This window comes from Rhizobium sp. 32-5/1 (assembly GCF_029537235.1).
Classification (GTDB): Bacteria; Pseudomonadota; Alphaproteobacteria; order Rhizobiales; family Rhizobiaceae; genus Pararhizobium.
Genome location: NZ_CP120638.1, coordinates 3,445,139 through 3,468,910, shown reverse-complemented (window position 1 = coordinate 3,468,910; position 23,772 = coordinate 3,445,139). Strand labels below are relative to the sequence as shown.

Genomic DNA, 23,772 nt, shown 5'->3' with positions numbered 1-23,772 from the left:
TGTCATGCGAAAGCTCTGGGTAAAGTTTGCCAATTATCATCTTTCGCTGGACGAAGAGATCGACACAGAGTGAACTAGGGTGTCCGGCCCATTGGCCGGGAGGGTGGGGAAACGGAACATGCTGGATATCCTGGAAAAGGCGGCGCTTGAAGCCGGCAAGGCCATTCTCGATATCTATCATGCCGGCCCGGACGTGACCTACAAGGCCGACTGTTCCCCCGTCACCGACGCCGACAACAGAGCCGAAGACATCATCCTGCGGGATCTTGCCATGGCCTTTCCAGATATTCCGGTGGTTGCCGAAGAGCAGGTGGCGGCCGGACATATACCAGACATCGAAAACAGGCCTTTTTCCTGGTCGATCCGCTCGACGGCACCAAGGAATTTATCGGCCGCCACCATGATTTCACCGTCAACATTGCCCTGATCGACAAGGGCTGTCCGATCGCGGGCGTCGTCTATGCGCCGGCGCTCGGCGTTCTCTATGCCGCAGCGCGCGGAACGGCGGAGAAGCTTGCCGTGACGGACGCATTCACCATCAGTGAACGGATCGTCATCGGCTGTCGCAGCCGTGGCGACAAGCTGACGGCGCTTGCCAGCCGATCGCACAACAGCCGCGAAACGCTCGACTACCTCATCGGCGCCGGCATCGAAAATTATGAGGCGATCGGCTCCTCGCTCAAATTCTGCCTTTTGGCCGAGGGTGTGGCCGATATCTATCCGCGTTTCAGCCGGACGATGGAATGGGATACGGCAGCGGGCGACGCCGTTTTGCGCGCCGCCGGTGGCGAGACGCTGACCATGGATGGCAATCCGCTCCTCTATGGCAAGCGCAACCAGTCCCGTGATGTTGATTTCGCCAATCCCTATTTCGTCTCGCGCGGAAAAGTCTGAACCGGGCAGCATCCTTCGATTTTCCCGTTCATTTTCAACACTCGCGACACCCTGGCATTCCCGCCGTCCCATCCCGGCTTAGGCTTCTCCCCACAATGGAGAAACCGATCGATGAGCGATACGACAGCCAATCTGGCAATGCCCTACATCCTGCCTTCGCAGGCGCAGAAACACGTCACCCACAATGAAGCCCTGCAAATCCTCGATGCGGTCACGCAACTGACTGTCACCGCAACATTGACCGCACCGCCGTCCGATCCGCAGGAGGGCGCTTGCTTTGCCATCGCCGCTTCCGCCACAGGCATCTGGCTCGGCCGTGACGGCAAGCTGGCACTCCGGCAGGATGGCGGCTGGATCTACATCACACCGCGCGAAGGCTGGCGCGCCTGGTTTCTCGCCGAAGACCGACTGCGTATTCACGACGGCGACGACTGGCAGCCCTTCGACGCTATCGGCACGCCGGCGAAGATCGGTATCAACACGGCGGCCGACCTCAGCAACCGGCTGAGCCTGTCTTCGACCGCAAGCCTCTTCAACCATGACGGCAACGGCCACCAGCTCAAGATCAACAAGGCTGCGAGCGGCGACACGGCCAGCCTGCTCTTCCAGTCGGGCTTTTCCGGGCGCGCCGAAATGGGACTTGCCGGAAATGACGCGTTTTCCGTCAAGGTCAGCCCGGATGGATCAAGCTGGGCGACCGCGCTCAGCGTCACCGGTCAGGGTCAGGTGCAGATGCCGCAAAGGCCTTTGGTGCGCGCCACCCGCGGCGGGGGTGTCGTCACGCCCTCCTCCGGTTCACAGACCGGCTTTGCGACGCTCAGCGTCAACCAAGGCGGCTTCAGCCTCGGCGCATCTGTCGCCGGCGGCGGCAACCGGCTGATCGTGTCGGTCACGGCTGCCTATCTCGTCTGCCTCGGTGTCGAGGCCAATCCGTCCGGCGCCTTCACGGTTTCGGTCAATGTCAACGACACGACGACGATTGCAAGCACCAACGACAACGATGCTGCGACCGCCAGCTACAGCAATTCAGCGATCGGCCTTGCCCTGCTCGATGCCGGCGACTGGCTGACGCTCGAACACACAGGCACGACACCGCTCGACTTCGGCTACGACAAGACGGAGTTAACGATGGTGATGCTCTAGGCGGCGGGCATCCGCCATCGTCTCGTTTACGCACAAAACGATGGCGGAAAGACTAGTTAGACCGGCACAGCTGCCGTGTCCTTGCCGTCGCCGGCCACCTCACCCGCGTCGTCGCCCTCAACCGTCGGCGGCTTGATGCGGAACCAGGCAAGATAGAGCGCCGGAAGGAAGAGCAGCGTCAGAACCGTACCGACGATGATGCCGCCCATCATGGCATAGGCCATCGGCCCCCAGAAGATTTCTCGGGCAATCGGGATCAGCGCCAGGCTGGCGGCGGCGGCCGTGAGCATGATCGGCCGCATCCGGTGTTCGGTCGCCTCGCGCACGGCATCCCAGGGATGAATGCCCTCCTTGCGCAGATCCTCGATCTGGACCACCAGAATGACCGAGTTTCGGATGAGAATCCCGATCAGCGCGAGGATGCCGAGAATGGCGACGAAACCCATCGGCGCATTGCTGAACAATAGCGCAGCGACGACGCCGATCAAAGCGAGCGGCGCTACGGCAAAGACGAGGAACAGCCGCGAGAAGCTCTGGAGCTGGATCATCAGGATGGTCGCCATGACAAACAGCATCAAGGGCACGACCGCTGCAATCGGTGCCTGGCTCTTCGAGCTTTCCTCGACGGAGCCGCCGACAACGACCTTGTAGCCAACAGGAAGCTCTGCCGAATAGGCTGCGACATCCTTTTCGAGCTGCGTAACAATCGTCGCCGGCTGTGTCGCATCGCGGATGCCCGCCTTGACGATCAGCGTCGGCATGCGCGAACGGCGCCAGACGACGGGCTGCTCCATCTCGTAGCGGAAGTTGGCGACGGCCGCGAGTGGCACGGAATTACCGTTCGTGCCAGGAAGCTGCAGGTCGCGAAGCGTCTCGATCGACTGGCGTTCGGAGGCGTTTGCCCGGGCAACGACGTCGATGAGATAGATATCATCGCGCACCTGCGTGACCGTCGTGCCGCCAACGATGCCGTTCAGCGCCGAAGCGATATCCTGCGAGGTGACGCCGAGCTGGCGGGCCTTGTCCTGCAGGACATCGACCTTCACCACACGAGCCGGCTCGTTCCAGTCGTAGACGACATCGCCGAGCAGCGGGTTGCGGCCGACAACATTGCCGAGCCCCAGCGCAAGCTCGCGCACCTTGCCGATGTCAGGACCGCTGACGCGGTACTGGACGGGACGCCCGACCGGCGGGCCGATATCGAGCAGCTTCACATAGGCATCTGTGCCGACGAAGGTTTTCTTCAGATAGTCCTGGAGATCGGCCCGCAGCTTGTCGCGAACCTCAAGGCTCTTGGTGACGATGATTGTCTGGCCGAAAGCCGTGTTCGGCGGCTGCACGTCGAAGGACAGGACGAAACGCAAGGCACCCTGACCGACATAGGTCGACCAGCGCTCGACATCGGGATTGCCGACGAGCTTGTCCTGTTCGAACTTTGCCATCTGGAGATTGGTTTCAGTGATCGAGGCATTCTGGGGCAGCGACCAGTCGACGATCAGCTCAAGACGGTCGGACGACGGGAAAAACTGCTGCTGTACAAAGCCCATGCCGTAGATCGATGAGGAAAATACCAGCACGGTGACAAAGATCGTCACCCATTTCCAGCGCATGCAGAGGCCGAGCAGGCCGGCGAAGGCTCGGCCCACACGCCCCTTTTCACCATGATGCTGTTTCATCGTCTTCGGCAGGATGGTGACGCCGAGCAGCGGTGCAAAGACCACAGCGACGACCCAGGAGACCAGCAGCGAGACGGCGATGACCACGAACAGGGTAAAGGTGAACTCGCCGGCGGCGCTGTTGTTGAGACCGACGGGAATAAAGCTGGCGACGGTGACCAGCGTTCCGGTCAGCATCGGAAAGGCGGTATGGGTGTAGACATAGGTTGCTGCCTTGCGCAGCGAATCACCCATTTCCAGTCGCGCCACCATCATCTCGACGGCGATCATCGCATCGTCCACGAGAAGCCCGAGCGCGATGATCAGGGCGCCGAGCGAGATGCGCTGCAGCGAGATGCCGTAATAGGACATGAAGACGAAGGTGATCGCCAGCGTCAGCGGAATGGATAGCGCAACGACCAGACCGGCGCGCACGCCAAGACTGATGAAGCTAACCACCAGAACAATGACCACAGCCTCGAACAGCGCCTGCGTGAATCCGGAAACCGCCTCCTCGACGATCAACGGCTGATCGGACACCAGATGGATATCGACGCCGACCGGAAGCTCGGCCTGAACCTTCTCGATCTGCGCCTCGACGGCATCACCGAATTCCAGCAGATTGGCGCCCTGCTTCATGCCGATGGCAAGACCGATGGCATTCTCGCCGTTGAACCGGAACAGCGCCGAGGGCGGGTCGGTGTATCCCCGCGTGATCGTTGCAATGTCGCTGAGGCGGAAGAAGCGGTTGTTGACCTGAAGGTTGACGGCCTTAAGGCTTTCCTCCGACTGGAACTGGCCGTTGACGCGGATGCTGACGCGCTCACCCTCTGCCTGCAGCACGCCCGACGGCGCGATGGCGTTCTGCGCCTGCAGGGTAGCGATGACCTCGTTCTGGTTGACCCCGAAGGCCGCAAGCTGCCGGGGAGAGAATTCGAGATAGATCACCTCGTCCTGCGCGCCGACGATATCGACCTTGCCGACGTTCGGCACGGTGAGGATATCCCGGCGAGCGGTCTCGACATAGTCGCGCAATTGCCGCTGCGTCAGACCGTCGGACGTGAAGGCATAAATATTGCCGAAAACATCGCCGAAACGGTCGTTGAAGCTCGGATCGAGCACGCCCGAGGGAAATTGCCCGCGGATATCGCCGATCATGTTGCGGACATTGACCCAGATGCCGGCAACGTCGCGGGCTTTCGTCGTATCCTTCAGATTGACGAAAACGATTGTCTGGCCAGGCGTCGTGATGCTGCGCGTATAATCCAGCGATTCCAGTTCCTCGAGCTTGCGCTCGATCCGTTCCGTCACCTGCCGCGTTGTTTCCTCGACGGAGGCGCCCGGCCACTGGGCAGAAATCGTCATGGTCTTGATCGTAAAGGACGGATCCTCTTCCCGGCCGAGGCTGAGATAGGAGAAGAAGCCGAGCAGACCGAAGACGATCATGAAATACCAGACCATCGACGCGTGATCGAGCGCCCAGTCCGAAAGGTTGAACTTCTTCATGAGCGGTCCCCGTCTGCAAATATCACTGTCTGGCCTTCCCTGAGGCTATGCACGCCCGCAGTCACCACGCGCATGCCCGGCTCGAGGCCCGACGTCACGATGACGGACGTTCCGGCCGGTGCGCCGGTCGAGATTTCCCGCGTGCTCACCGTGGCTTTCGCTTCATCCACGACCCAGACGAACGGTTTGCCGTCGCGCAGCAGGACCGCACTTTCCGGCAGGCGGATTTCTTCCGCCACAGTTGTATCCAGTGTCGCGGTTATCGTCGTGCCCAGCCGGAAGGCGGCGGGTGGATTGTCCAGCACGATCTTGACGCGGCGGGTGCGCGTCGCGGCATCCGCCGCCGGTGCAATTTCCGCACCTTGCCGGTGACGGTGATGGCAGGATTGATCTGCAGCGAAACGCTGAAGGATGTACCGACCGGCAGCAAGGCGCTGCTGTCAGGCACATCGACGACGGCGTCGCGCTCGTCCGGTCGCGCAACCGTGACGACGGTTTCACCGGCGGAAACCACTTGCCCGACTTCGGCGCCCGTGGCCGTGACCACGCCATCGAATTCAGCGGTCACCTGCGCATAGGAGAGCTGTTCTTCCGCCTTCGAAAGGGTCGTTCTGGCCTGAATCAGCGCGGATTGCGCAGCAGCCGTGGATTGTTCGGCGCTTTCGACGGCAGCCTGGGTCTGCGTTCCGGTCTTGAACAAGGCCCGTGTACGTTCCTCGACCGAAACTGCATTGGCAAGCGTCGCCTCGGCACTGGCAAGATCGGCGCGCGCCGATCCGACGGCAAGCTCAAGCGTGGTCGGATCGATCGCCGCAAGCGTCTGCCCGCGTGTGACCGTGTCACCGGTATCGACGTTGCGGGCGACCAGCAGGCCGATCACCCGGAAGCCGAGCGCCGTCTGCACCTTTGGCTGGACGGTGCCGGCAAAGGTTACGCCGCTGACGCGCTGCGGCATGACCACCTGCGACAGGACGGGGCGAATGACTTCAGCAGTCTTTTCTTCCTTTTCCTGGCATGCAGTCAGGACAATAAGGCCCAAGGGAAGGCAGGCGAGCCATGATATCCTGCGGTTCATTGTGCCTGCTCCTTGACGACATCGACAACCTGATCGGGTCGCAGCATTTTCAATCCGTCCACGACCACCTGCTCGCCCGGCTCGACACCCTTAGAGACGAGAACACGGCCGGTCTCGTAGGCGCTGACAGTCACGGGGCGAAGGCTGACCTTCTTGTCGTCCGGCTTGACGACCCAGACAGCCGGCTTGCCGTTGAGCGTCGAAAGCGCCGTCCACGGCAGGATCAGAACCTTGACCGGAGGCGATGTCGCAAAGCCGGTGACCGGCGCTCCAAGCGTCATGCGGTCGGGGGTGTTTTTCATCGCGATCTTGACGCGCACCGTTCCCGTTGCCGTGTCGATCGTCGGAGAAACCTCGCTGATCGTTCCTTCCGTATTCACGGCAGGATCGCTGACCAGCGCGAGCTTGATTGTCGGCTCGGCCGGCCGTTCGAACAGCAACGATTCATAGACCTCGAAGATCGCGTCGCGCGGCCCGTCCTGCGCCACCGTAAACATGGTCTGCGCCGCCTGGACCACCTGCCCTGCCTCGGCATTGCGAACCGTGACGATACCGGGAGCGTCGGCCCGCAACTCGGTATAGGACAAAGCATCGCGAGACGTACCGAGATTGGCCCTCGTAGTCTCAAGCGCGCCATTGGCCGTGCGGGACGCCGTCTGGGCCTGGTCGAACAGTTCCTGCGTGGTCGAACCCTTGGTCATCAGAAGCTTCTGCCGCTCAAAAGCAGCCGAGGCCTGACGGACCTGCGCCTCCGCGGCACGAACTGCAGCCTCGGACGCCTCGACATCGGCTTTCTGCTGCTGTGGATCGATCCTTGCTAGCACCTCACCCTGCGTCACATGCGCACCGACATCTACGAGCCACTCGGTGATCTGGCCGCTGACGCGGAAGGACAGGTTGGTTTGCACATGGGCAACGATCTCGCCCGTCAGCGTAACGCCCTGCCCGTAATCGACGAAAGCCGCATCAATGGCACGAACCTGTACTTCAGGCTTAGGCGGCAGTTCCGATTGCTTCTGGCATGAGGCCAGCACAAGCGTCGAGGCCAGCACCGCGGCTAGGGTGCGGGCCGGAAATTTTCTATGGGAAGTCATAGGCAGCCATTCATTGGAGAAACCATACATAACCATTTAATGTGGACCCTCATTATAATGGAACTTTGCGACTGGCAAGATATCATGAAGGCTTACGAAAATAAGCGGGCATGCGGATAGGACACAAAAAACCGCCGATCATGAGGGTCGGCGGAAGCTCTTAAATCCAAGATGTATCAAATGCGCGAGCTACCAAAAGGGTAGCTGCGGCCGCTCAAGTTCAAGGGATCTGGAACATCGCGGCGAGCAGGCTGCCCACCGACTCCTCATTGAAGGGCTTCGTGATTCGCGGCAGGCTGCGCAACGTTGGCGGGAATATCGAATTCTCGCCGTAGCCGCTGACAAACCCGAACGGCACGCCGTTGCCCAAAAGCTTTTCCGCAAGATGAAAGCTTGTCTGCGATCCGAGATTGATGTCGAGCAAGACGAAATCAAATACTTCTTGCGAAAGTAAAGCCTCGGCTTGATCGATATTCGTCGCGATCTCGACCTCGCCCACGCCAAGAGATTTCAAAATATCTTCGGCTTCCATCGCAATGATGAAATTATCTTCAAGCACCAGCACACGCTTGAACATGGTCGCAATGTCTGAAGGCTGCACGGCTGGAATTTCCTGTCTTTGCTGCAAGGCACCGTCCTTCGCCTTATGTCAGGCATAAAATGCAACGTTACGCCGAATGCCACAGCAGGACATTTAAATAAGACATGCGTCGATCAGGTGAACGGCATATCTGCAATGATGTGGACCGATGCCTAGGCAGCGCTGTGGTGCAAGTGAGCATTTGCACGATCAGGGGCTCAAATGAACGGGCGCTTTTGCTCTTTATAGCCTTCCCAGCCGGCGAGCCGCAACAGTCCCTCTTCGTCAAGGATATCGCATCCCTTGTCCGCCCAGCGGATCATCTTGCGCTCTCCCAGCTTCTTCAGGGTCTTGTTCGTGTGCACGATCGAAAGGCCCAAAGTGTCGGCGACATGCTGCTGCGTGATCGGGATGGACACACGCTCGTCGTCGAAGAGCTGCAGCGCCTTGGCACGCTGATAGAGAAACACCAGCAGATAAGCTGCCCGCTCCAAAGCTGACCGCCGGCCAATGCTCAGGAGGTTCTCGTCGAGAATGCGCTCTTCGCGTGCGGCGATCCAGGTCAGATCATAGGCGAGATCCGGATGATTTCGAAATATGCCACCCAGCTTGTCACGCTCGAACACACACAGCGTCACCGGCGACAGTGCCTCGATCGAATGCTGCATCTCGCCCATCAAACTGCCCTGCAGGCCGATGAGATCCCCCGGCATCATATAGTTGAGTATCTGCCGGCGGCCGTCGTCCAGCATCTTGTAGCGGAAACCCCAGCCGGCCAATACCGTGAACAGATGGGCGCTGTGCGAGCCCTCGACGAGGATGGTCGCACCCGCATCGACGGCCAGTTCGCCCCTCTTGAAATTGGAAACGAAACCCAGTTCCTCCTGCGTAAAGTTTCGGAAATGCTCTAGCTTGCGCAAGGGACATTGCTCGCAGGGCGTCCGCTGGCTGTTTTGTGTTCTGGTCGCGGCCATAGGGTCCTCAGTCTCGAAGGGGCGATAAAGGCGGGACAGCCGTGTGATTTAACACGGAAATCAATACCATCAACAAGATGCGCAGGTCTGGAATGGAACATCTCCCGATTTTTTCTGTGGCGCTGTTCACGCTGTTGCCTGCAGATGATGGACTTCATTGCGCCATCGCCCTAGCTTCCCTTCAGGCACCAACAACAAAATGACGGAAACGCCCATGAACCATCCCGCTTTCGCCAGTCACCATGTCGCAGTCGTCACCGGTGCGGCCTCCGGTATCGGGCTTGCCGCCGCCCGCCGTTTTGCCGGCCTCGGCATGAAGGTCGTTCTGGTCGATCTGCCGGGCGAGCGTCTGGATCAGGCAAAACGCGAAACGGCTGCACTGGCACCGCATGGTGCAGACAGTGTCATCGCCATCCCGACGGATGTTTCGCGCATTGATGCCGTCGAAGCGCTGGAACGCGAGGTCGTTTCCGTGTTCGGGCGCGTGCACGTGCTGATGAACAATGCCGGCATTCAGCCGGGCAGCAGTATGTTCGGACCGCTGAAAAACTGGGAAGATGTTCTTTCCGTCAACCTTTGGGGCGTCATCAGCGGATCGCGGGTGTTCACGCCCGGAATGATTGCCCATGGCGCCAATGGCATCATCATCAACACCGGCTCCAAGCAGGGCATAACAACGCCGCCCGGCGACCCCGCTTACAACGTCGCCAAGGCCGGCGTGAAGGTCTTCACCGAGGCCCTGCAACACGAATTGCGCAATACGCCCGATTGCAACATCACCGCACATCTGCTGATCCCCGGCTTCGTCTATACGGGGCTCACGGCCAATGGCCGGACCGAAAAGCCGGAAGCTGCCTGGACCGCGGCGCAGACCGTGGACTTCATGATGGAGAGCCTTGAGAAGAACGATTTCTACATTCTCTGCCCGGACAACGATGTCAGCCGTACCACAGACGAAAAGCGCATCCTCTGGGCGGCTGGCGATATAGTGGAAAATCGCCCGCCTTTGTCACGCTGGCACCCGGATTTCGGCGATGCGTTCAAGGCACATCTGGCTCGACCGCCGGCAAAGCCGCAGTCGTGAAACGAATACGGCGCGTTTCATCGAACACCGATATTCGATTGTCATCTGATTCATTGACAGTGCATCTGCCGTTCCGGCACTGGCATTTCCGCTTGCTGGCTGGCTTTATGCCTCGGCAACGAGAGATTTTGAGATCATGACAAGCGGCATCCACCACATCACGCTGATCACCCGCAAGGTTCAGCCCAATGTCGATTTTTACGCGGGCTTCCTGGGCTTGAGGCTGGTCAAGCGCACCGGTGGTTACGAGGACGCGACGCAACTGCACCTGTTTTATGGCGATGCGGTCGGCTCTCCCGGCTCGCTCGTCTCCTTCCTTGTCTGGGAGGACGGCGCGCCGGGCCGGGTCGGCCACGGACAGCCGAGCGAAATCGCCTTTGCCATCGAGCCCACCAGCATCGGCTTTTGGCTGACACGCGCCCTGCAGCAGCAGATACCGATGAGCGGCCCCACCCAGGAATTCGGCGAACCGGTGCTGCGCCTCAAGGATCCCGACGGCGTGATCGTCAAGCTCGTCGGGACCAACGATATCGAAGGCTCGACACCGTGGACGAGCCGGGACATTTCCGCGCAGGACGCCATCCGCCGCCTGCGCGGTGCGACGATCCTGACCGAGAAACCGCAGGAAACGGCAGCTTTCATCGAAAGGCATTTTGGTTTTGAAGAGACGGCCGCGACAGACAGCATCCGCCGGATGACATCTGCATCGAAGGACATCATCGATGTTCGCGATGCCAGCGGCTTCTGGACCTCGGCACCGGGCACGGGCACGATCGACCACATCGCCTTTCGCGCCACGGACGAGGCCGCGGTCAAGGCGGTTCGCAACACCCTTGAAAACGAGGGCGCCGGCGACACAGCCGCCCACGACCGCAAATATTTCTACTCACTTTACGTCCGCGAACCCGGAGGCTCGCTGTTCGAGCTTGCAACCGACGCTCCGGGCGTGCTGGTTGACGAGCCGGAAGACACGCTCGGCACCGAACTTTTCATCCCCGCCCATTTTCAAAGCGACAAATCGGACGTCCGGGTGACGTTGCCGCAATTCGCGATGCCAGGAGAACCACGCATGACGGCCCGCGACCTGCCCTTCACCCACCGCCTGAAACAGCCGGAAAATCCTGACGGTACGACCCTCATCCTGCTGCACGGCACGGGCGGTAACGAGACGAGCCTGCTTCAACTCGGAACCCAGATCGCCCCTGATGCGACGCTGCTTTCGCTGCGCGGCCGCAGCCTGGACGAAGGCTTCCCCGCTTCTTCCGGCGCCTGACCAACGTCACTTTCGACCAGCCGGAAATTGTATCGGAAGCCGAGGCTTTCGTCGCCTTCGTCCATGGCGCTGTCGAGGGCTACGGCATCGATCTGTCCAAAACCCTGTTCGTCGGCTATTCCAACGGCGCAAACATGCTCGGCGCCGTGATGCTGCTTCATCCCGGCCTCATTCGTCAGGCCGCCCTGTTCCGGGCGATGAATGTGCTGGAAACAATCCCCGGCGGCGACCTCACCGGAACACAGGTGCTCATGACCACCGGTGCGCAGGACCCTTATGCTCCCTACACACCGGCCTTGGAAAAGAACCTTTTGAACGGGAATGCGAAAGTCGAAAACACGCTGCTCAACACCGGCCACGAACTGAGCCTGCAGGATGTCAGCGTGACCAAGGCATGGTTGGCCGAGATCGGCTTCTAGCGCTGTCTATCCGTGAACTCCACGGGTCGGTCCCAAATTGGCCGGCCCTACCGGCCGAACAAGGCGCGTGCGTCATGACGCGGCCGATTTGCAATAGTCCGCAAAGGCCTCGACGAAGGCGGCAAGCCGCTTCCGTGCTTCCTCGTCGATCAGCGCACCGTCCTTGTCGAACAGCGCATTCGCCTTGGGCAGCATCAGGCGCTTGCCGGACCAGAGATCGGCTCCCAGCGTATGAAAGACCGGCAGCCAGGCATTCTGGCTGAGAATGGTGCCGAAATTGCCCGGCGACGTGCCGGCAAGTGCGAAGGGGCGGCCCGCAAAGACATTCGGCGCACCGGTCATTGAGGAACTGACCCAGTCGATGGCATTCTTCAGAACGCCGGGCATTGAGTTGTTATATTCCGGCGTGAACAGGATCACGCCGTCGGCCGCAGCCACCTGCTCCTTCAACACGCTCACCGGCTCCGGCACGCCTTCCTCTCGACATCGGCATTATAGAGCGGAATGCCTTCGATCGTGCCGACCGAGAATTCCACGCCGGCCGGCGCCAAGGGCACGGCTGCGCGCAATAGCGCCGTGTTGAAGGATGCCTTGCGCAGGCTGCCGGAGATACCAAGGAGTTTGGTCATTGAGTAATCCTTCTGTGTGTTGCGCGGAAGAATGGTGCGGATTTGCGAAAAGTACAGACAAAAAAGCCGGGAGCTTGACGCCCCCGGCCGATTTTCCTGTGCAATTTCAAGTGAGCGGCTTCAGCCGTGCCTCGATCTGCGCCCGCTTGCCTTCGAGGAAGGGCGGCAGCGACAGGCTTTCGCCAAGCGTTTCCAGCGGCTCGTCCACGGCAAAGCCCGGCCCGTCAGTGGCAAATTCGAACAGTATGCCGTTCGGTTCGCGGAAATAGAGCGAGCGGAAATAATAGCGCTCAACCTCGCCGCTCGACGGCAGGCGGAAGCCTTGCAGCCGCTCTGTCCATTCGTGCAACGCCGCCTCATCGGGCACCCGGAATGCCACGTGATGCACGGCACCCGCACCCTGCCGCGCGGTCGGCAGGCCCGGCTGGACCGCGACATGCAGTTCGGCCGCCGGACCGCCCTCGCCCATCGAAAACACATGCACCTCGCCGATACCATCCGGCGAGGGATAGGTGCGGCTTTCGACCATGTTCATGACATGGGTGAGCACGATTTCTGTGTTGGTCAGATCCGGAACGCTCATCGTGATCGGGCCAAGCCCCTTGATCTGGTGTTCGGCCGGCACCGGCGAACGGTCCCAGGGATGCGATGGCGCAAGCCCGCCATCGTCGATCAGGCGAAAACGCTGGCTTTCGCCGTCCTCGAAATCGACCGACAGACGACCATCGATTTCGGCGACATCGCCTGATGTGACCTTGAGTTCGTCGAAACGCGCCTTCCACCAGGCGACCGTCTCAGCGCTGCCGACACGCAGCCCGGTGCGCGAAATGCTGTGCGTGCCGCGCCCTTCGCGACCCACCGGCCAATCGAAGAATGTCAGGTCGGTCCCAGGGCTAGCCAGCCCGTCAGCGTAAAACAGGTGGTAGGCGCTGGTATCATCCTGGTTGACGGTTTTCTTGACAAGCCGCAGGCCGAGAACCTGCGTGTAGAAACGCAGGTTCTCGGGCGCATTGGCGGTGATTGCCGTCAGATGGTGGATACCGGTCAGTTGCAGGCTCATGGCCGCCTCCTTGGAGTGAACTTGTTGAGGCGAATATCGGATGCGCAAGCCGTTTCACAAAGGACTATCTGACACACAGATTGTTCACGATTATCGAACGACCAGCAAGCGCAGATCATCGTTTGAAATCGACCTTCACGCGCGCCACCGGCAGGATGTATTTCCAGACCGTCGCAGAATTGGCAATGGTCCTGCCGTCGTCGGACAGCACCATGCGATCATAGAAACGCACGACATTTTTCTTCGGGCCGGGGTCGAGATCGACAAGATAGTTGAAGCGCGCGGTATTGCCGCTGACGCGCAGCGTGGTCGTGCCGATCACATCCTTGCGCGTTCCGCTATAAGTCGTCGGCCCGGTACGCACAAAACGCCATGTCTTGCGGTCCTTCTCGCCATCGTCGTAGACGAAATCCTCGCGCAGGGTCAGCGTATTGCCGCGGAGGCGTCCGGTCAGCACAACATCGAATTTCCGATTGACGCCGTTGATGGCGGAGAATGAGCCGACCGCCGTCGTGCGACCCACGAAGAATTTCTCCATCAGTGTATCGGCGGCAGATGCCGCGCCGGGCGCCAATCCAATGGATGCCAGAACCGCCATCGATAGTACGAACCGCTTCATCGTCTCTCTCCTGTTGTCTGTTTGACAGGAGATACGAAGATGGGGCCGCAATGGTTTCCCCCATCACCGCAGAGTGATGACGCTTTGTCGCTCTACGCCCGGTTCACATCGGCAAGATAGGTATTCTCCGCTTTCGAAATCACAAAATGCTCCGGCCGGATCTCCGCGATCATCAGATGTTCGCCATGGGAACCGGCACTGGCCACCAGCGAGCCATCGGGCGCGGCAATGCGTGAGGACCCGGCGAAGGTGAACCGTGCATCGGCACCGCAATGATTGATGTAGGCGACGAAGACCTGGTTTTCGAAGGCGCGCGTCTGGATCATGTGATCGGTGATGAAGGTCCCGGACCAGCCGGCCGGCAGTGCAGTCGGGACCAGAACGGCCTCGGCGCCGGCCTGCGCCAATCTCCTTACATTTTCCGGAAACTCGACGTCGTAACAGATCAGCATGCCGCAGGTGACGCCGCGATGCGAGAACAGCCTGGCCTCCGGCTTGCCCGCCGCAAACAGGCTGCGTTCGTAATCGCCATAGAGATGCGACTTGCGATAGATGGTCGGCGTGGTCGCGCCATCGACGTAAACGGCGCTGTTGAAGACCACGGCCCCGTCCCGTTCGGCAAAGCCGGCGATGATCGCAACGCCAGTCTCCGTGGAAATTGCCTGCAGGCGCTGGACGATCGACCCATCCGCCGGTTCCGCCAGATCGGTGATGACATCGCCGGCGCCATAGCCGGTGATGCAGAGTTCCGGTGTGACCAGCAGGCTGGCGCCGGCCTTGACTGCGTCCCGCGCCGCCGCTTCGACACGCGCAAGGTTCGCCGCAACATCGGCATCGCTGGAGTGCATCTGGAGGGCGGCGAGCGTGATCATTTATCGTCCGATGCCATGGCGCCGAGCAGCTTCGGCAGATCGCCAAACCGCGCGACAAGGGAAAAGATAACGGCGGCCGTCGCCACGAACAGGATCGTGACGGACGCCATGGTCGGCGTATAGCCGTAGCGCAGCGCGTTGAAGATCTTGATCGGCAGCGTCTCCATTACGAAACCGACGGTCATGTAGGCGACGATATATTCGTTGAGCGACAGGACAAAGGCGAAGGCATAGCCCGACACGATATAAGGCAGGATCAGCGGCAGGACGACGGTGCGAAAGATCGTCCGGTCATCCGCGCCCATCGTCGCTGCCGCTTCGACCAGCGAGCGGTCGATCGCGGTAAAGCCGAGCGACAGCGTCACCAGCGGCAGCGTCACGAAGAAGATTGCGTGGCTGATCACCGCCGTCCAGGGCTGGCCGTAAAATCCGGTCGTTGCCCAGAATGTCAGAAGTCCAAGCGCCGTGATGACAGGCGGCAGGGTGAACGGTGCAACACCGATCAGCTGGAAGATGTTGGCCCAGGGCGCCACCCTGCGCCAGAGGAACCAGGACAGCGGCAGCGCGATCGCAACGGCCAGAGCCGCCGAGAGAACGGCGAGCGTGACCGAGGCAAACAACGCGTTGCGCCATTCCGGATTAAGGAAAATCTCGCCGTACCAGGAGAGCGAAAAGCCCTTCGGCGGGAAGGCGAGCGTCTGCTTCTCGTTCACCGAGACGCCGGCAACCACGATCATCGGCAGCGCCAGAAACAGGCCGATCAGGAAGAAATACAGCTTGCGGAACATCCCTGTCATGCCGCTTCTCCCTTGCGCCCGGCCATCACGGTCAGCGCCACGAGCCCGAGCGTCACCAGCACCAGGAACACCGCCATGGCGGCCGCAAACGGCATGTTGGACTGGTAGATCGCCTGATCGGTGATCAGCACCGACAGCGTCCAGTGCTGCGGCCGGCCGAGAAGCTGCGGCAGCAGGTAGGAGCCGAGCGCGAAGATGAACACCATGATCAGCGTTGCGACGATCGTGTTGCGCAGCGCCGGCACGACGACGGTGAAGAAGGCCTTGACCGGCGAGGCACCGAGTGTGCGGGCAGCCTCCGTCAAAGTCGGATCAAGCCGCACCAGCGCCGGATAGAGCACCAGCACCGTATAGGGAAAGGCTTGGTAGACCATGCCGGTCAGCACGGCGCCGAAGCTCGGAAGCAGCGCCTTGGCCTCGCTCATGATCCCGGCCATGACCAGAAGATTGGTAATGCCGGCCGTGCGCGAAAACAGCGTCGACCACGCAAAACCGATGATCACTTCCGACAGCGACAGCACCGACAAGAGCGCAACGAGCCAGACGATCTGCACCTTCCGCTTCATGCGGGTCAAAAGATAGGTGAACGGCAGCGCCAGCACGACGCAGCAGATGGCGACGACCACCGCCAGCATCAGCGAGAAACCGAGCACATTGGCGAAGAACAGGCTCAAGAACCGCTCGTAGTTCGACAGCACGAAGGCCGGCACGTAGAAGCCGCCCTGCTGGCGCTGGAAGAAGGAGACGGCGATCATGGTGGCAAAGGGCACGACGAAGAAGACGATCAGCATCGTCGCCGGGAAAAACAGCGGCGCATAATCGCCGATCTTCTGGGGCGCTTCGCGTCTCATCTGGCCAGCACCACGCAGACATCCGGTGACAGCACGACGCCGACAGACTGCCCCACGGAAACATCCGGTCGCGCCCGCGGCGTCGAAACCGCGATGATCTGGCGGCCCGCGACATCGACAAAGGTCTCGATCGTGCCGCCAAGATCGCGCACGAAGGTCACGGTCCCGGCCAGCGCCCTGGCGCCGGGCGCCGTCAGGTGCACGTCTTCGGGGCGAACCGAGAGGGTCGCCTTGGTCATTCCCGCTTTGAAGGCGATGCCCTCGACCGGCTGTCCAAGCACGAGCGCACGACCCGTGCTGTCAAGCTCGGCTTCAAGCAGATTGGTCTGGCCGATGAAATCAGCGACAAAACTGTCAGCCGGCTTGCGGTAGATTTCCATCGGCGACGCTGCCTGACGGATTTCGCCACCCTGCATGACGACGACGGTATCGGCCATGGTCATGGCCTCGCGCTGGTCATGGGTGACGACGATGGTTGTGATGCCGAGTTTTTGCTGCAGCTGCCGCAATTCGACCTGCATCGCCTCACGCAGCTTGGCGTCGAGCGCCGAGAGCGGCTCGTCGAGCAGGAAGAGCTTCGGTGAAATTGAAAGCGCCCGGGCAATGGCGACACGCTGCCGCTGTCCGCCAGACAGTTTGGACACCGGCCTGTCAGCATAGCCGGAAAGATGGATCATCGACAGCAGCTCATCGACCCGCTTCTTCTGCTCTTCCTTCGGCGCACTTCGGATGCGCAGCGGATAGGCGATGTTCTCGCCGACCGTCAGATGCGGAAACAGCGCGAGCGACTGAAACACCATGCCGAGATTGCGCTTGTGCGTCGGCACATGGGTGATGTCCTCGCCGTCAAGCCGGATCGAACCGCTCGTCGGCAGGTCGAGGCCAGCGATCATGCGCAGCAGGGTTGTCTTGCCGCAACCGGATGGTCCGAGCATGCAGACGAAGGTGCCATGCGGCACATTCAGCCCGACATTGTTGACCGCAGTGAAGCTCCCGAATTCCTTGGTGACATTGGTAAGGGCAAGGCCTGACATGGTGTTCCTGTCTTTTCGCATCATGCGGAAATCATATATTCAGTGAGCACGCACGACTCCAGAAGGTCTCGGCGGCCTTTACCTCCCCTTGAGGGGGAGGTCGCAGCAAAGCTGCGGGTGGGGGTGATCGATTGTTTGGCGCAAGAGGTCACCCAACCCCGGCACTGCGTGCCGACCCTCCCCTCGAGAGGAGGGTATAAATCAACCGACGATCAGTTCCGTCCACTTCTGGTTCAGCCAGTCCGACTTGGTCTGGTAGAGATCGTAGCGCGGAATGATCGGATCGATGTCGGACGATACGGCAGCAAATTCCGCATCGGTCAGGTCCGTCAGTTCGCGTTTGACCGTCGGCGACGTCCCGACCTTGCGCGACAGGGTCGCCTGGATCGAGGGCTGGCTCATATAGTCGATGAAGACATGCGCTTCCTCGACCTTGGTCGAGGCGCGCGACAGCGCCCAGCAGCCCGAATCCTGGATGCCGCCCTCTTTCGGGAAGGTCGAGCGGACCGGATTGCCATCTGCGGCGGCAAGGCCGGTGACGTCGTGATAATACTGGCCCATCGGGATTTCGCCCGACTTCAGCGACTGTTCGAACTGCGCTTCGTCCCGATACCACAGCCGGACGTTCGGCTTGACTTCGGCCAGCTTATCGAACGCCTTCTGGATGCCCTCTTCAGTGTCCAGCGCATTGGTGCCGCCGAGATAGGTCTTGGCCGTCACTTCGAGCAGGAACGAATTGGAGACGAGCGCGAGCAGGCCGAGCTTGTCGGCATTTGCCGGATCCCACAGCGCTTCCCAGGAGGTCGGCGCTTCCTTGAACACATCGGTGTTGGTGACGAGCGTGATGTACCAGGACACGGCGCCGATACCGGCGATGCGACCATCCGGATATTTGTTGACGAAACGGTCGATCAGGTTCGACGCGTTCGGAATCTTGGTAACGTCAAGCGGCGCCCAGAGATCGGTGGACTGGCCCTTGAGCATCGAGACCTGCGACATCATCGAGACGTCGGCCGGAGCAGCACCCGCCTTGGCGGCCTGATCGAGCTGCACCAGCCAGGCTTCGCCGGTCGGCTCGGCAATCGATTCAACCGCGATGCCGCTTGCCTTTGTGAAGTCCGGGAAGATGTTCTTGTCGAACGAATCCTTGAAATAGCCGCCATAGACGCCGACCTTCAGCGACTTGTCCTGCGCCCGCAGAATGGACGGCATGGCCAGCATCGATACGGCAGCAGCACCGCCGGCCAGAACGGCGCGACGACCGAGCGGCCTGTTGACGAGATCCTTCATCATGTTTCTCCTGTTTTCGGCACTTTGGCCGGTTCCCGTTGTTTTGACGGCGCATGCAAACGATGCGCCTGTTTTAATACCGTGCAGTATGCAGGTCTACGGTCCGCACGGCTGTATCCTGCACTCAGTCGCGCTTGCCTTGCACGAACGGGCTGAACACCATGAGGCTGAGGATCTCGAACAGAACCTGCGCGCCGACATGGGCGGTGTTTGTTGTGGCATCATACTGCGGCGCGACCTCGACGACATCGCCGCCGACGAGATTGATGCCCTTCAGCCCGCGGATGAGTTCCAGCACTTCGCGCGTGGTCAGGCCGCCGACCTCAGGCGTTCCTGTGCCCGGCGCAAAGCTCGGATCAACGCTGTCGATGTCGAAGGAAAGATAGGTGGGGCCGTCGCCGACGATCGCCCGCGCCTTCTCGATGATTGCCGGCATGCCCACGCCGGTGACGTCTTCGGCATGGATCACGGTCATGCCGCTGTCGTAGGAAAACTCCCAGAGATATTCCGCCGAGCCGCGAATGCCGATCTGCACGGTGCGCGTCGGATCGAGCACGCCGTCGAGCACAGCATTGCGGAACGGTCCGCCATGGTGGAATTTCGTCTGGTCGAAGGAGCCGCTGGTGTCGCAATGGGCATCTATGTGGATCATGCCAACGGGGCGCTTTTTGCCGACCGCCTTCAGGATCGGGTGGCTGATCGAATGATCGCCACCGACCGAAAGCGGCACCACTCCGGCATCGACAATCTGGTTGATGCGCTTCTCGATATCGTCATGGCTGAGTTCCAGCCGGTAGCGGCTCTGGAACGGCACGTCGCCGATATCCGCAACGCGGAGATCGAAGACAGGCGCACAATCAAGCACATGGTTGTAGGGACCGATGCGCTCGATCGTGCGCATGGCCCGCGGCCCGAAGCGGGAGCCCGGGCGGTTGGTGACGCCGAGATCCATCGGCACGCCGCTGATCGCCACTTGCAGATTGCCGAAATCCGGATTTTCCGCATCGACCGGCATGTAAGGCGCAGTCAGAAAGGTCGGAATACCGGCATAAGGCGCCAGTCGCGTACCGCTCTTGGAGAAAATCTTGTCCGCCACTTTGCGGAAGGCAGGATCGAAGATATCGCCGCCATAGCCTGCGCCATACTTCGTCTTGAGTTCGCTAAGCTTTGCTTCGTCCCACGCCATGTCCGCTTTTCCTTGGTCGCTACGCCGGGGAGATGAGAATGGGCAATCGCCAGCGCCTTTAAAAGCTCTGCAATGATCGCCAGATACGGAGTGGCGGTGTTTTACCGTATATCCGTTTGCATGTTCCCCGGGCTTCTGCCTCTGTTGACGATATTAGGAAACAAATTGATTGGAAAATCAATTGACATTGTTATAGCGTTTCATGTGAGAAAACCTCACATGTGAATTTCCGGCCCGGAGTGCCTGCTTGTCCAGCCGCCTGCCCCCGCTGAACCCTCTGCGCGCTTTCGAGGCAACGGCGCGGCGCGGGTCCGTTTCGGCGGCGGCGCGAGAACTGAACGTCACGCATGGCGCAATCAGCCACCAGATTCGCGCGCTGGAACAGTCGTTCAGCGTCGATCTGTTCGAGCGCAGCGGCAAACGGCTGAAGCTGACCTCGCAGGGCGCGCTGCTGCTTCCGGCGGTGACCCACGCCTTCGAGGGAATAGCGGCAGCAACGGCCGCAATGACGCGACCGACGACCAGCGGCGAACTGAAGATCACCTGTGTCCCTGCCCTTTTGTCGTTCTGGATGATCCCGCGCCTGCACCAATTCACCGAGCAATTTCCCGATGTTCGGCTGACGCTGATCGCCTCCAACGACGCCGGACAGCTGTTTTCACCCGATGTCGACGTCTGCATGCTCTATGGCGACGGCAACTGGCCGGATTGCTGGGCACGACTGTGGAGCCGACTGGAGCTTTTTCCGGTTGTAAGCCCGACGCTGCTCAACATGCGGCCGTTGCGCTCGGTGCGCGATTTGCGCGATCACGTCATCCTGCACGGCGATGACGGGCGCGAATGGAACACTTGGCTTGCTGCCGCCGACGGCATCGATATTCCCCGTGGTCGCCAGCATTTCATGAGCGACGCGCGGCTTTCGACGGAAGCAGCACTCCACAATCAGGGCGTGGCGCTCGGCGACACGATCACCGCCGGCAGCCTGATCGCCAAGGGCGAACTGATCGCACCCTTCGATCTGACGGTGCCAGCCAACGACGCCTTCTACGTGGCCTGCCGCAACGAGAACCGGGCAGCCCCGATCGTGAAAGTCTTCATCGACTGGCTGTTTTCGGCGCTCGAAAGCGACCCCATGCCCGAACTGCAAACCTCGGCCCGCACCATCATCCGCGCCCGCACGCCAAAGATGAGTGCGCCGAAGATCAGTGCACCGGAACGGCTTTCGCCGAAAGACACATTCCAGCCTGTTTCCTCCCCTACGCGCGTCAAGCGTCCGGAAACCACCCGGAAGCGCCGCGCAAAGCCTTAGAGCCTCGTTCCCTTAATACGACCCATTCTGCTGGAAGGAATTTTGGCCAGACCCAAGGCGGTTGGCGAAGAGCGCAGCAGAAGCTGCGGTCGAGACGGCCGCCGCCGGTGATGGCCAAAATTCATCCAGCCCTTCGGGTTGGCTGAAAACAGCCGTCCACTGCGGCGGATGGCTTGACCGATGAACGGCATCGCTCCGCGCCATCCTTCTTGTGAAGCGGCTGTTTTGAGCCAACAGAATGGGTCATATTAAGGGAACGAGGCTCTAAAACCACAGGATAGACGCAATGCCGCATTTCAATCCGCTCATCACCCGACTGTCGCCGCCACCGGTGCCCTCCGTCCTTGCCTGGGGAAAGGCCTATGACGGCGCACGCGGCCCGCTGATCGATCTGAGCCAGGCCGTGCCGGGCTATCCGCCGCATCCCGACATGCTGACATGGCTGGGCGAAGCGGCAGCCTCCACCGCCTATACCAGCTATGGCGAGATCGCCGGCGAACAGGTCCTGCGGACCGCCTATGCGGAGCATGTTTCCGGCGTCTACGGCGCCAGTGTCTCGGCCGAAAACATTCAGGTCACCTCCGGCTGCAACCAGGCCTTCATCTGCGCTGCCATGGCGGTGGCCGGTGCCGGCGACACGATCCTGATGACCAACCCCTTCTATTTCAACCAGGAAACGACCCTTGCCATGCTCGGCATCGGCATGGAACTCGTGCCCTGCGATCCCTATGAGGGCTTCCTGCCTGACATCGAAGCCATCCGGGCTGCGTTGAAACCGGGCATCCGCGCGCTGGCCCTTGTCTCGCCCAACAATCCCACGGGCGCCGTCTACCCCGTTGACCTCCTGTCACGCATCCATGAACTCTGCCGCGAAAACGGCACATGGCTGATCCTTGACGAAACCTATCGTGACTTCATACCCTCCGGCAGCGGCGCGCCGCATAATCTGTTGTCGGTCGAGGGATGGCAGGACAGTTTCATCGGTCTCTACAGTTTCTCGAAATCCTTCTGCATTCCCGGCCACCGGCTGGGCGCGATTACCGCAGGTCCGGCGCTGATCGAGCAGATCGCCAAGATCATGGATAATCTGCAGATCTGCGCGCCCCGTTCCGCACAGGCGGCCGTCGCCAGGGCCATACCGGCTCTCGACGGTTGGCGTGCCGACAACCGCGCCGAAATCGAAAAGCGCGCAGATGCGCTGAAACAGGTAATGAGCAGGCTTTCCGGCTGGAGGTTGCAGGCAATCGGCGCCTATTTCGCCTATATCCGCCATCCCTATCCGGATATCCGCTCGGAATTCGTCGCGGAAAAACTGGCCAAGGTCGCCGGTATCGTCTGCCTGCCAGGCGACTATTTCGGCGAGGGACAGGAAAGCTACCTGCGTTTTGCCTTCGCCAATGCCGATGCGGAAACTATCCTCCTGCTAGAGGAACGGCTTTCGAATTTCGAATTGCCGGGTATCTGAATGGGATCTGATCTTCAGCCGCGACGTGCGACCAGAATGCCGGCGAGCACGATGGCGCCGCCGATCGCCTGCATCAGGCCGACGGGTTCGCTGAGCGGCAGCCACGCAAGAATGGCGGCAACCACGGGCTGAAGCAGCAGGGTCAGCGACGAGAAAGCGGCAGGAAGGAAGGCCAGCGCATAGATGATCAGCGCCTGCCCGGAGGCGTGGCTGATAAAGGCGAGACCGGCGAGCATCGCCCAGCCGAACAGCGCCACCGGCATGAAATCCGCCTCGAACATCAGCGCCAGCGGCAGCATACAGATCGCAGCCGAGGCCGTGCTCCAGATCATGATGCGGATCGTCGAGAACCGGGCACGCAGCCGGCCGATGGACAGGATATAGCCTGCGTAGAATACGGCGGCGACAACGGCCGTCGCGTCGCCGGCAAGCTTGCCGTCTCCAATCGCCGCCGGCCCGCCCTTGAGCACGACGACACCCAGGAGCGCCGTGACAAGGCCGGCAATGAACAGGCGGCTGACATGGGCACGAAACAAAACCCATGAACCCAGCGTCACGAAGATGGGCGCGAGATTGGCCAGCAGCGTCGCATTGGCAACCGATGTCATGTGCAGGGCCAAATGCCAGGCGGCGAGGTCCGCGGCCAGAAACACGCCGGGTAAGACGAGATGGGCGCAGTCCGCAAAGCCCGCGGGTTTGGAATCCGTCGCAGTCGCGGCCGCTGCTCGCGACCAGATGAGAAGCGGCAGCAAAGCCAGCGCAACTCGCCAGAAAGCCGTCGACATCGGTCCGACTTCAGACAGCCGCACGAAGATCGGCGACCCGCCGATGAAAATGCCGCCGATCAGAAGCGCTGCAAGCGCCAGACGATTGCTGGTCTCGGATTTTAACGAGGATGGAGGAGCGGTGTCTGTCACGAAAACGATACCATGCGAACTGGCGCAACACATCGCGGCGCGCGGG

17 protein-coding genes and 4 pseudogenes are annotated in these 23,772 nt (G+C 60.9%); 6 read left to right on the top strand and 15 right to left on the bottom strand.

The window, feature by feature from the left end; genetic code table 11:
* Window positions 1–118: 118 nt before the first annotated feature.
* Window positions 119–894: pseudogene (locus P6U16_RS17425) on the top strand (inositol monophosphatase family protein).
* A gap of 111 nt (window positions 895–1,005) precedes the next feature.
* A complete protein-coding gene (locus P6U16_RS17420; protein WP_277701565.1) occupies window positions 1,006–2,037 on the top strand; it encodes a DUF2793 domain-containing protein in 1,032 nt (343 codons plus the stop codon).
* 56 nt (window positions 2,038–2,093) lie between these two features.
* Here P6U16_RS17420 and P6U16_RS17415 read toward each other — a convergent pair whose 3' ends face one another.
* The 5 genes and pseudogenes from P6U16_RS17415 to P6U16_RS17395 form a co-directional block, all read right to left on the bottom strand.
* Entirely contained in the window at window positions 2,094–5,198 is a 3,105-nt protein-coding gene (locus tag P6U16_RS17415; protein ID WP_277701564.1) for an efflux RND transporter permease subunit, read from the bottom strand.
* A pseudogene (locus tag P6U16_RS17410) lies at window positions 5,195–6,273 on the bottom strand (efflux RND transporter periplasmic adaptor subunit). Before P6U16_RS17410 ends, P6U16_RS17415 begins: the two are co-directional and overlap by 4 nt.
* On the bottom strand, window positions 6,270–7,367 hold the full coding sequence (locus tag P6U16_RS17405; protein WP_277701563.1) for an efflux RND transporter periplasmic adaptor subunit: 1,098 nt from the start codon (window positions 7,365–7,367) through the stop codon (window positions 6,270–6,272). The pseudogene P6U16_RS17410 and the gene P6U16_RS17405 overlap by 4 nt, the downstream one beginning before the upstream one ends.
* Window positions 7,368–7,587: 220 nt before the next feature.
* Entirely contained in the window at window positions 7,588–7,944 is a 357-nt protein-coding gene (locus P6U16_RS17400; RefSeq protein WP_277703890.1) for a response regulator, read from the bottom strand.
* Window positions 7,945–8,165: 221 nt separating this feature from the next.
* Complete coding sequence (locus P6U16_RS17395) at window positions 8,166–8,921, bottom strand: Crp/Fnr family transcriptional regulator (RefSeq protein ID WP_277701562.1); 756 nt, start codon at window positions 8,919–8,921, stop codon at window positions 8,166–8,168.
* Window positions 8,922–9,135: 214 nt separating this feature from the next.
* Here P6U16_RS17395 and P6U16_RS17390 point away from each other — a divergent pair, with 214 nt between their 5' ends.
* Both P6U16_RS17390 and P6U16_RS17385 read left to right on the top strand, forming a co-directional pair.
* A complete protein-coding gene (locus P6U16_RS17390; RefSeq protein ID WP_277701561.1) occupies window positions 9,136–10,005 on the top strand; it encodes an SDR family NAD(P)-dependent oxidoreductase in 870 nt (289 codons plus the stop codon).
* 136 nt (window positions 10,006–10,141) lie between these two features.
* Window positions 10,142–11,697: pseudogene (locus tag P6U16_RS17385) on the top strand (VOC family protein).
* A 72-nt stretch (window positions 11,698–11,769) separates the two neighbouring features.
* Here P6U16_RS17385 and P6U16_RS17380 read toward each other — a convergent pair.
* The 9 genes and pseudogenes from P6U16_RS17380 to speB form a co-directional block, all read right to left on the bottom strand.
* Window positions 11,770–12,326 (bottom strand): annotated as a pseudogene (locus P6U16_RS17380) (NADPH-dependent FMN reductase).
* Between the two features lie 106 nt (window positions 12,327–12,432).
* On the bottom strand, window positions 12,433–13,386 hold the full coding sequence (locus tag P6U16_RS17375; protein ID WP_277701560.1) for a ring-cleaving dioxygenase: 954 nt from the start codon (window positions 13,384–13,386) through the stop codon (window positions 12,433–12,435).
* Window positions 13,387–13,501: 115 nt separating this feature from the next.
* Window positions 13,502–14,005 (bottom strand): DUF3833 family protein, encoded by a 504-nt coding sequence (locus P6U16_RS17370; RefSeq protein WP_277701559.1) that lies wholly within the window; start codon window positions 14,003–14,005, stop codon window positions 13,502–13,504.
* A gap of 92 nt (window positions 14,006–14,097) precedes the next feature.
* Window positions 14,098–14,877, bottom strand: coding sequence for a carbon-nitrogen hydrolase family protein (locus P6U16_RS17365; protein WP_277701558.1), 780 nt, complete (start codon window positions 14,875–14,877; stop codon window positions 14,098–14,100).
* Window positions 14,874–15,674: an ABC transporter permease gene (locus tag P6U16_RS17360; RefSeq protein WP_277701557.1), complete on the bottom strand. Its 801-nt coding sequence runs from the start codon at window positions 15,672–15,674 to the stop codon at window positions 14,874–14,876. Before P6U16_RS17360 ends, P6U16_RS17365 begins: the two co-directional genes overlap by 4 nt.
* Window positions 15,671–16,525 (bottom strand): ABC transporter permease, encoded by an 855-nt coding sequence (locus P6U16_RS17355; protein WP_277701556.1) that lies wholly within the window; start codon window positions 16,523–16,525, stop codon window positions 15,671–15,673. Before P6U16_RS17355 ends, P6U16_RS17360 begins: the two co-directional genes overlap by 4 nt.
* Window positions 16,522–17,559 carry an ABC transporter ATP-binding protein gene (locus P6U16_RS17350; RefSeq protein WP_277703889.1) on the bottom strand — a complete coding sequence of 346 codons (1,038 nt, stop codon included), beginning with the start codon at window positions 17,557–17,559 and terminating at the stop codon, window positions 16,522–16,524. Before P6U16_RS17350 ends, P6U16_RS17355 begins: the two co-directional genes overlap by 4 nt.
* A 201-nt stretch (window positions 17,560–17,760) precedes the next feature.
* Window positions 17,761–18,780 carry an ABC transporter substrate-binding protein gene (locus P6U16_RS17345; RefSeq protein ID WP_277703888.1) on the bottom strand — a complete coding sequence of 340 codons (1,020 nt, stop codon included), beginning with the start codon at window positions 18,778–18,780 and terminating at the stop codon, window positions 17,761–17,763.
* 193 nt (window positions 18,781–18,973) lie between these two features.
* Window positions 18,974–20,035, bottom strand: coding sequence for an agmatinase (speB, locus tag P6U16_RS17340; protein ID WP_277701555.1), 1,062 nt, complete (start codon window positions 20,033–20,035; stop codon window positions 18,974–18,976).
* Window positions 20,036–20,282: 247 nt separating this feature from the next.
* Between speB and P6U16_RS17335 the strand changes: the two genes are divergently transcribed.
* Together P6U16_RS17335 and P6U16_RS17330 are read left to right on the top strand one after the other, a co-directional pair.
* Entirely contained in the window at window positions 20,283–21,344 is a 1,062-nt protein-coding gene (locus P6U16_RS17335; protein ID WP_277701554.1) for a LysR substrate-binding domain-containing protein, read from the top strand.
* A 286-nt stretch (window positions 21,345–21,630) separates the two neighbouring features.
* A complete protein-coding gene (locus P6U16_RS17330; RefSeq protein ID WP_277701553.1) occupies window positions 21,631–22,809 on the top strand; it encodes an aminotransferase in 1,179 nt (392 codons plus the stop codon).
* A 14-nt stretch (window positions 22,810–22,823) separates the two neighbouring features.
* On the opposite strand, the gene P6U16_RS17325 is transcribed toward P6U16_RS17330, so the two are convergent.
* A complete protein-coding gene (locus tag P6U16_RS17325) occupies window positions 22,824–23,726 on the bottom strand; it encodes a DMT family transporter (protein WP_277701552.1) in 903 nt (300 codons plus the stop codon).
* Window positions 23,727–23,772 lie beyond the last annotated feature (46 nt).

What these genes read in the sequence shown, in the direction of transcription:
- P6U16_RS17375 (WP_277701560.1), bottom strand. Translation starts at nt 13,386, where the DNA reads ATGAGCCTGCAACTGACCGGTATCCACCATCTGACGGCAATCACCGCC.
- P6U16_RS17350 (WP_277703889.1), bottom strand. Translation starts at nt 17,559, where the DNA reads ATGTCAGGCCTTGCCCTTACCAATGTCACCAAGGAATTCGGGAGCTTC.
- P6U16_RS17345 (WP_277703888.1), bottom strand. Translation starts at nt 18,780, where the DNA reads ATGCTGGCCATGCCGTCCATTCTGCGGGCGCAGGACAAGTCGCTGAAG.
- P6U16_RS17400 (WP_277703890.1), bottom strand. Translation starts at nt 7,944, where the DNA reads ATGTTCAAGCGTGTGCTGGTGCTTGAAGATAATTTCATCATTGCGATG.
- P6U16_RS17405 (WP_277701563.1), bottom strand. Translation starts at nt 7,367, where the DNA reads ATGACTTCCCATAGAAAATTTCCGGCCCGCACCCTAGCCGCGGTGCTG.
- speB (WP_277701555.1), bottom strand. Translation starts at nt 20,035, where the DNA reads ATGGCGTGGGACGAAGCAAAGCTTAGCGAACTCAAGACGAAGTATGGC.
- P6U16_RS17370 (WP_277701559.1), bottom strand. Translation starts at nt 14,005, where the DNA reads ATGAAGCGGTTCGTACTATCGATGGCGGTTCTGGCATCCATTGGATTG.
- P6U16_RS17390 (WP_277701561.1), top strand. Translation starts at nt 9,136, where the DNA reads ATGAACCATCCCGCTTTCGCCAGTCACCATGTCGCAGTCGTCACCGGT.
- P6U16_RS17360 (WP_277701557.1), bottom strand. Translation starts at nt 15,674, where the DNA reads ATGACAGGGATGTTCCGCAAGCTGTATTTCTTCCTGATCGGCCTGTTT.
- P6U16_RS17330 (WP_277701553.1), top strand. Translation starts at nt 21,631, where the DNA reads ATGCCGCATTTCAATCCGCTCATCACCCGACTGTCGCCGCCACCGGTG.
- P6U16_RS17415 (WP_277701564.1), bottom strand. Translation starts at nt 5,198, where the DNA reads ATGAAGAAGTTCAACCTTTCGGACTGGGCGCTCGATCACGCGTCGATG.
- P6U16_RS17355 (WP_277701556.1), bottom strand. Translation starts at nt 16,525, where the DNA reads ATGAGACGCGAAGCGCCCCAGAAGATCGGCGATTATGCGCCGCTGTTT.
- P6U16_RS17395 (WP_277701562.1), bottom strand. Translation starts at nt 8,921, where the DNA reads ATGGCCGCGACCAGAACACAAAACAGCCAGCGGACGCCCTGCGAGCAA.
- P6U16_RS17420 (WP_277701565.1), top strand. Translation starts at nt 1,006, where the DNA reads ATGAGCGATACGACAGCCAATCTGGCAATGCCCTACATCCTGCCTTCG.
- P6U16_RS17365 (WP_277701558.1), bottom strand. Translation starts at nt 14,877, where the DNA reads ATGATCACGCTCGCCGCCCTCCAGATGCACTCCAGCGATGCCGATGTT.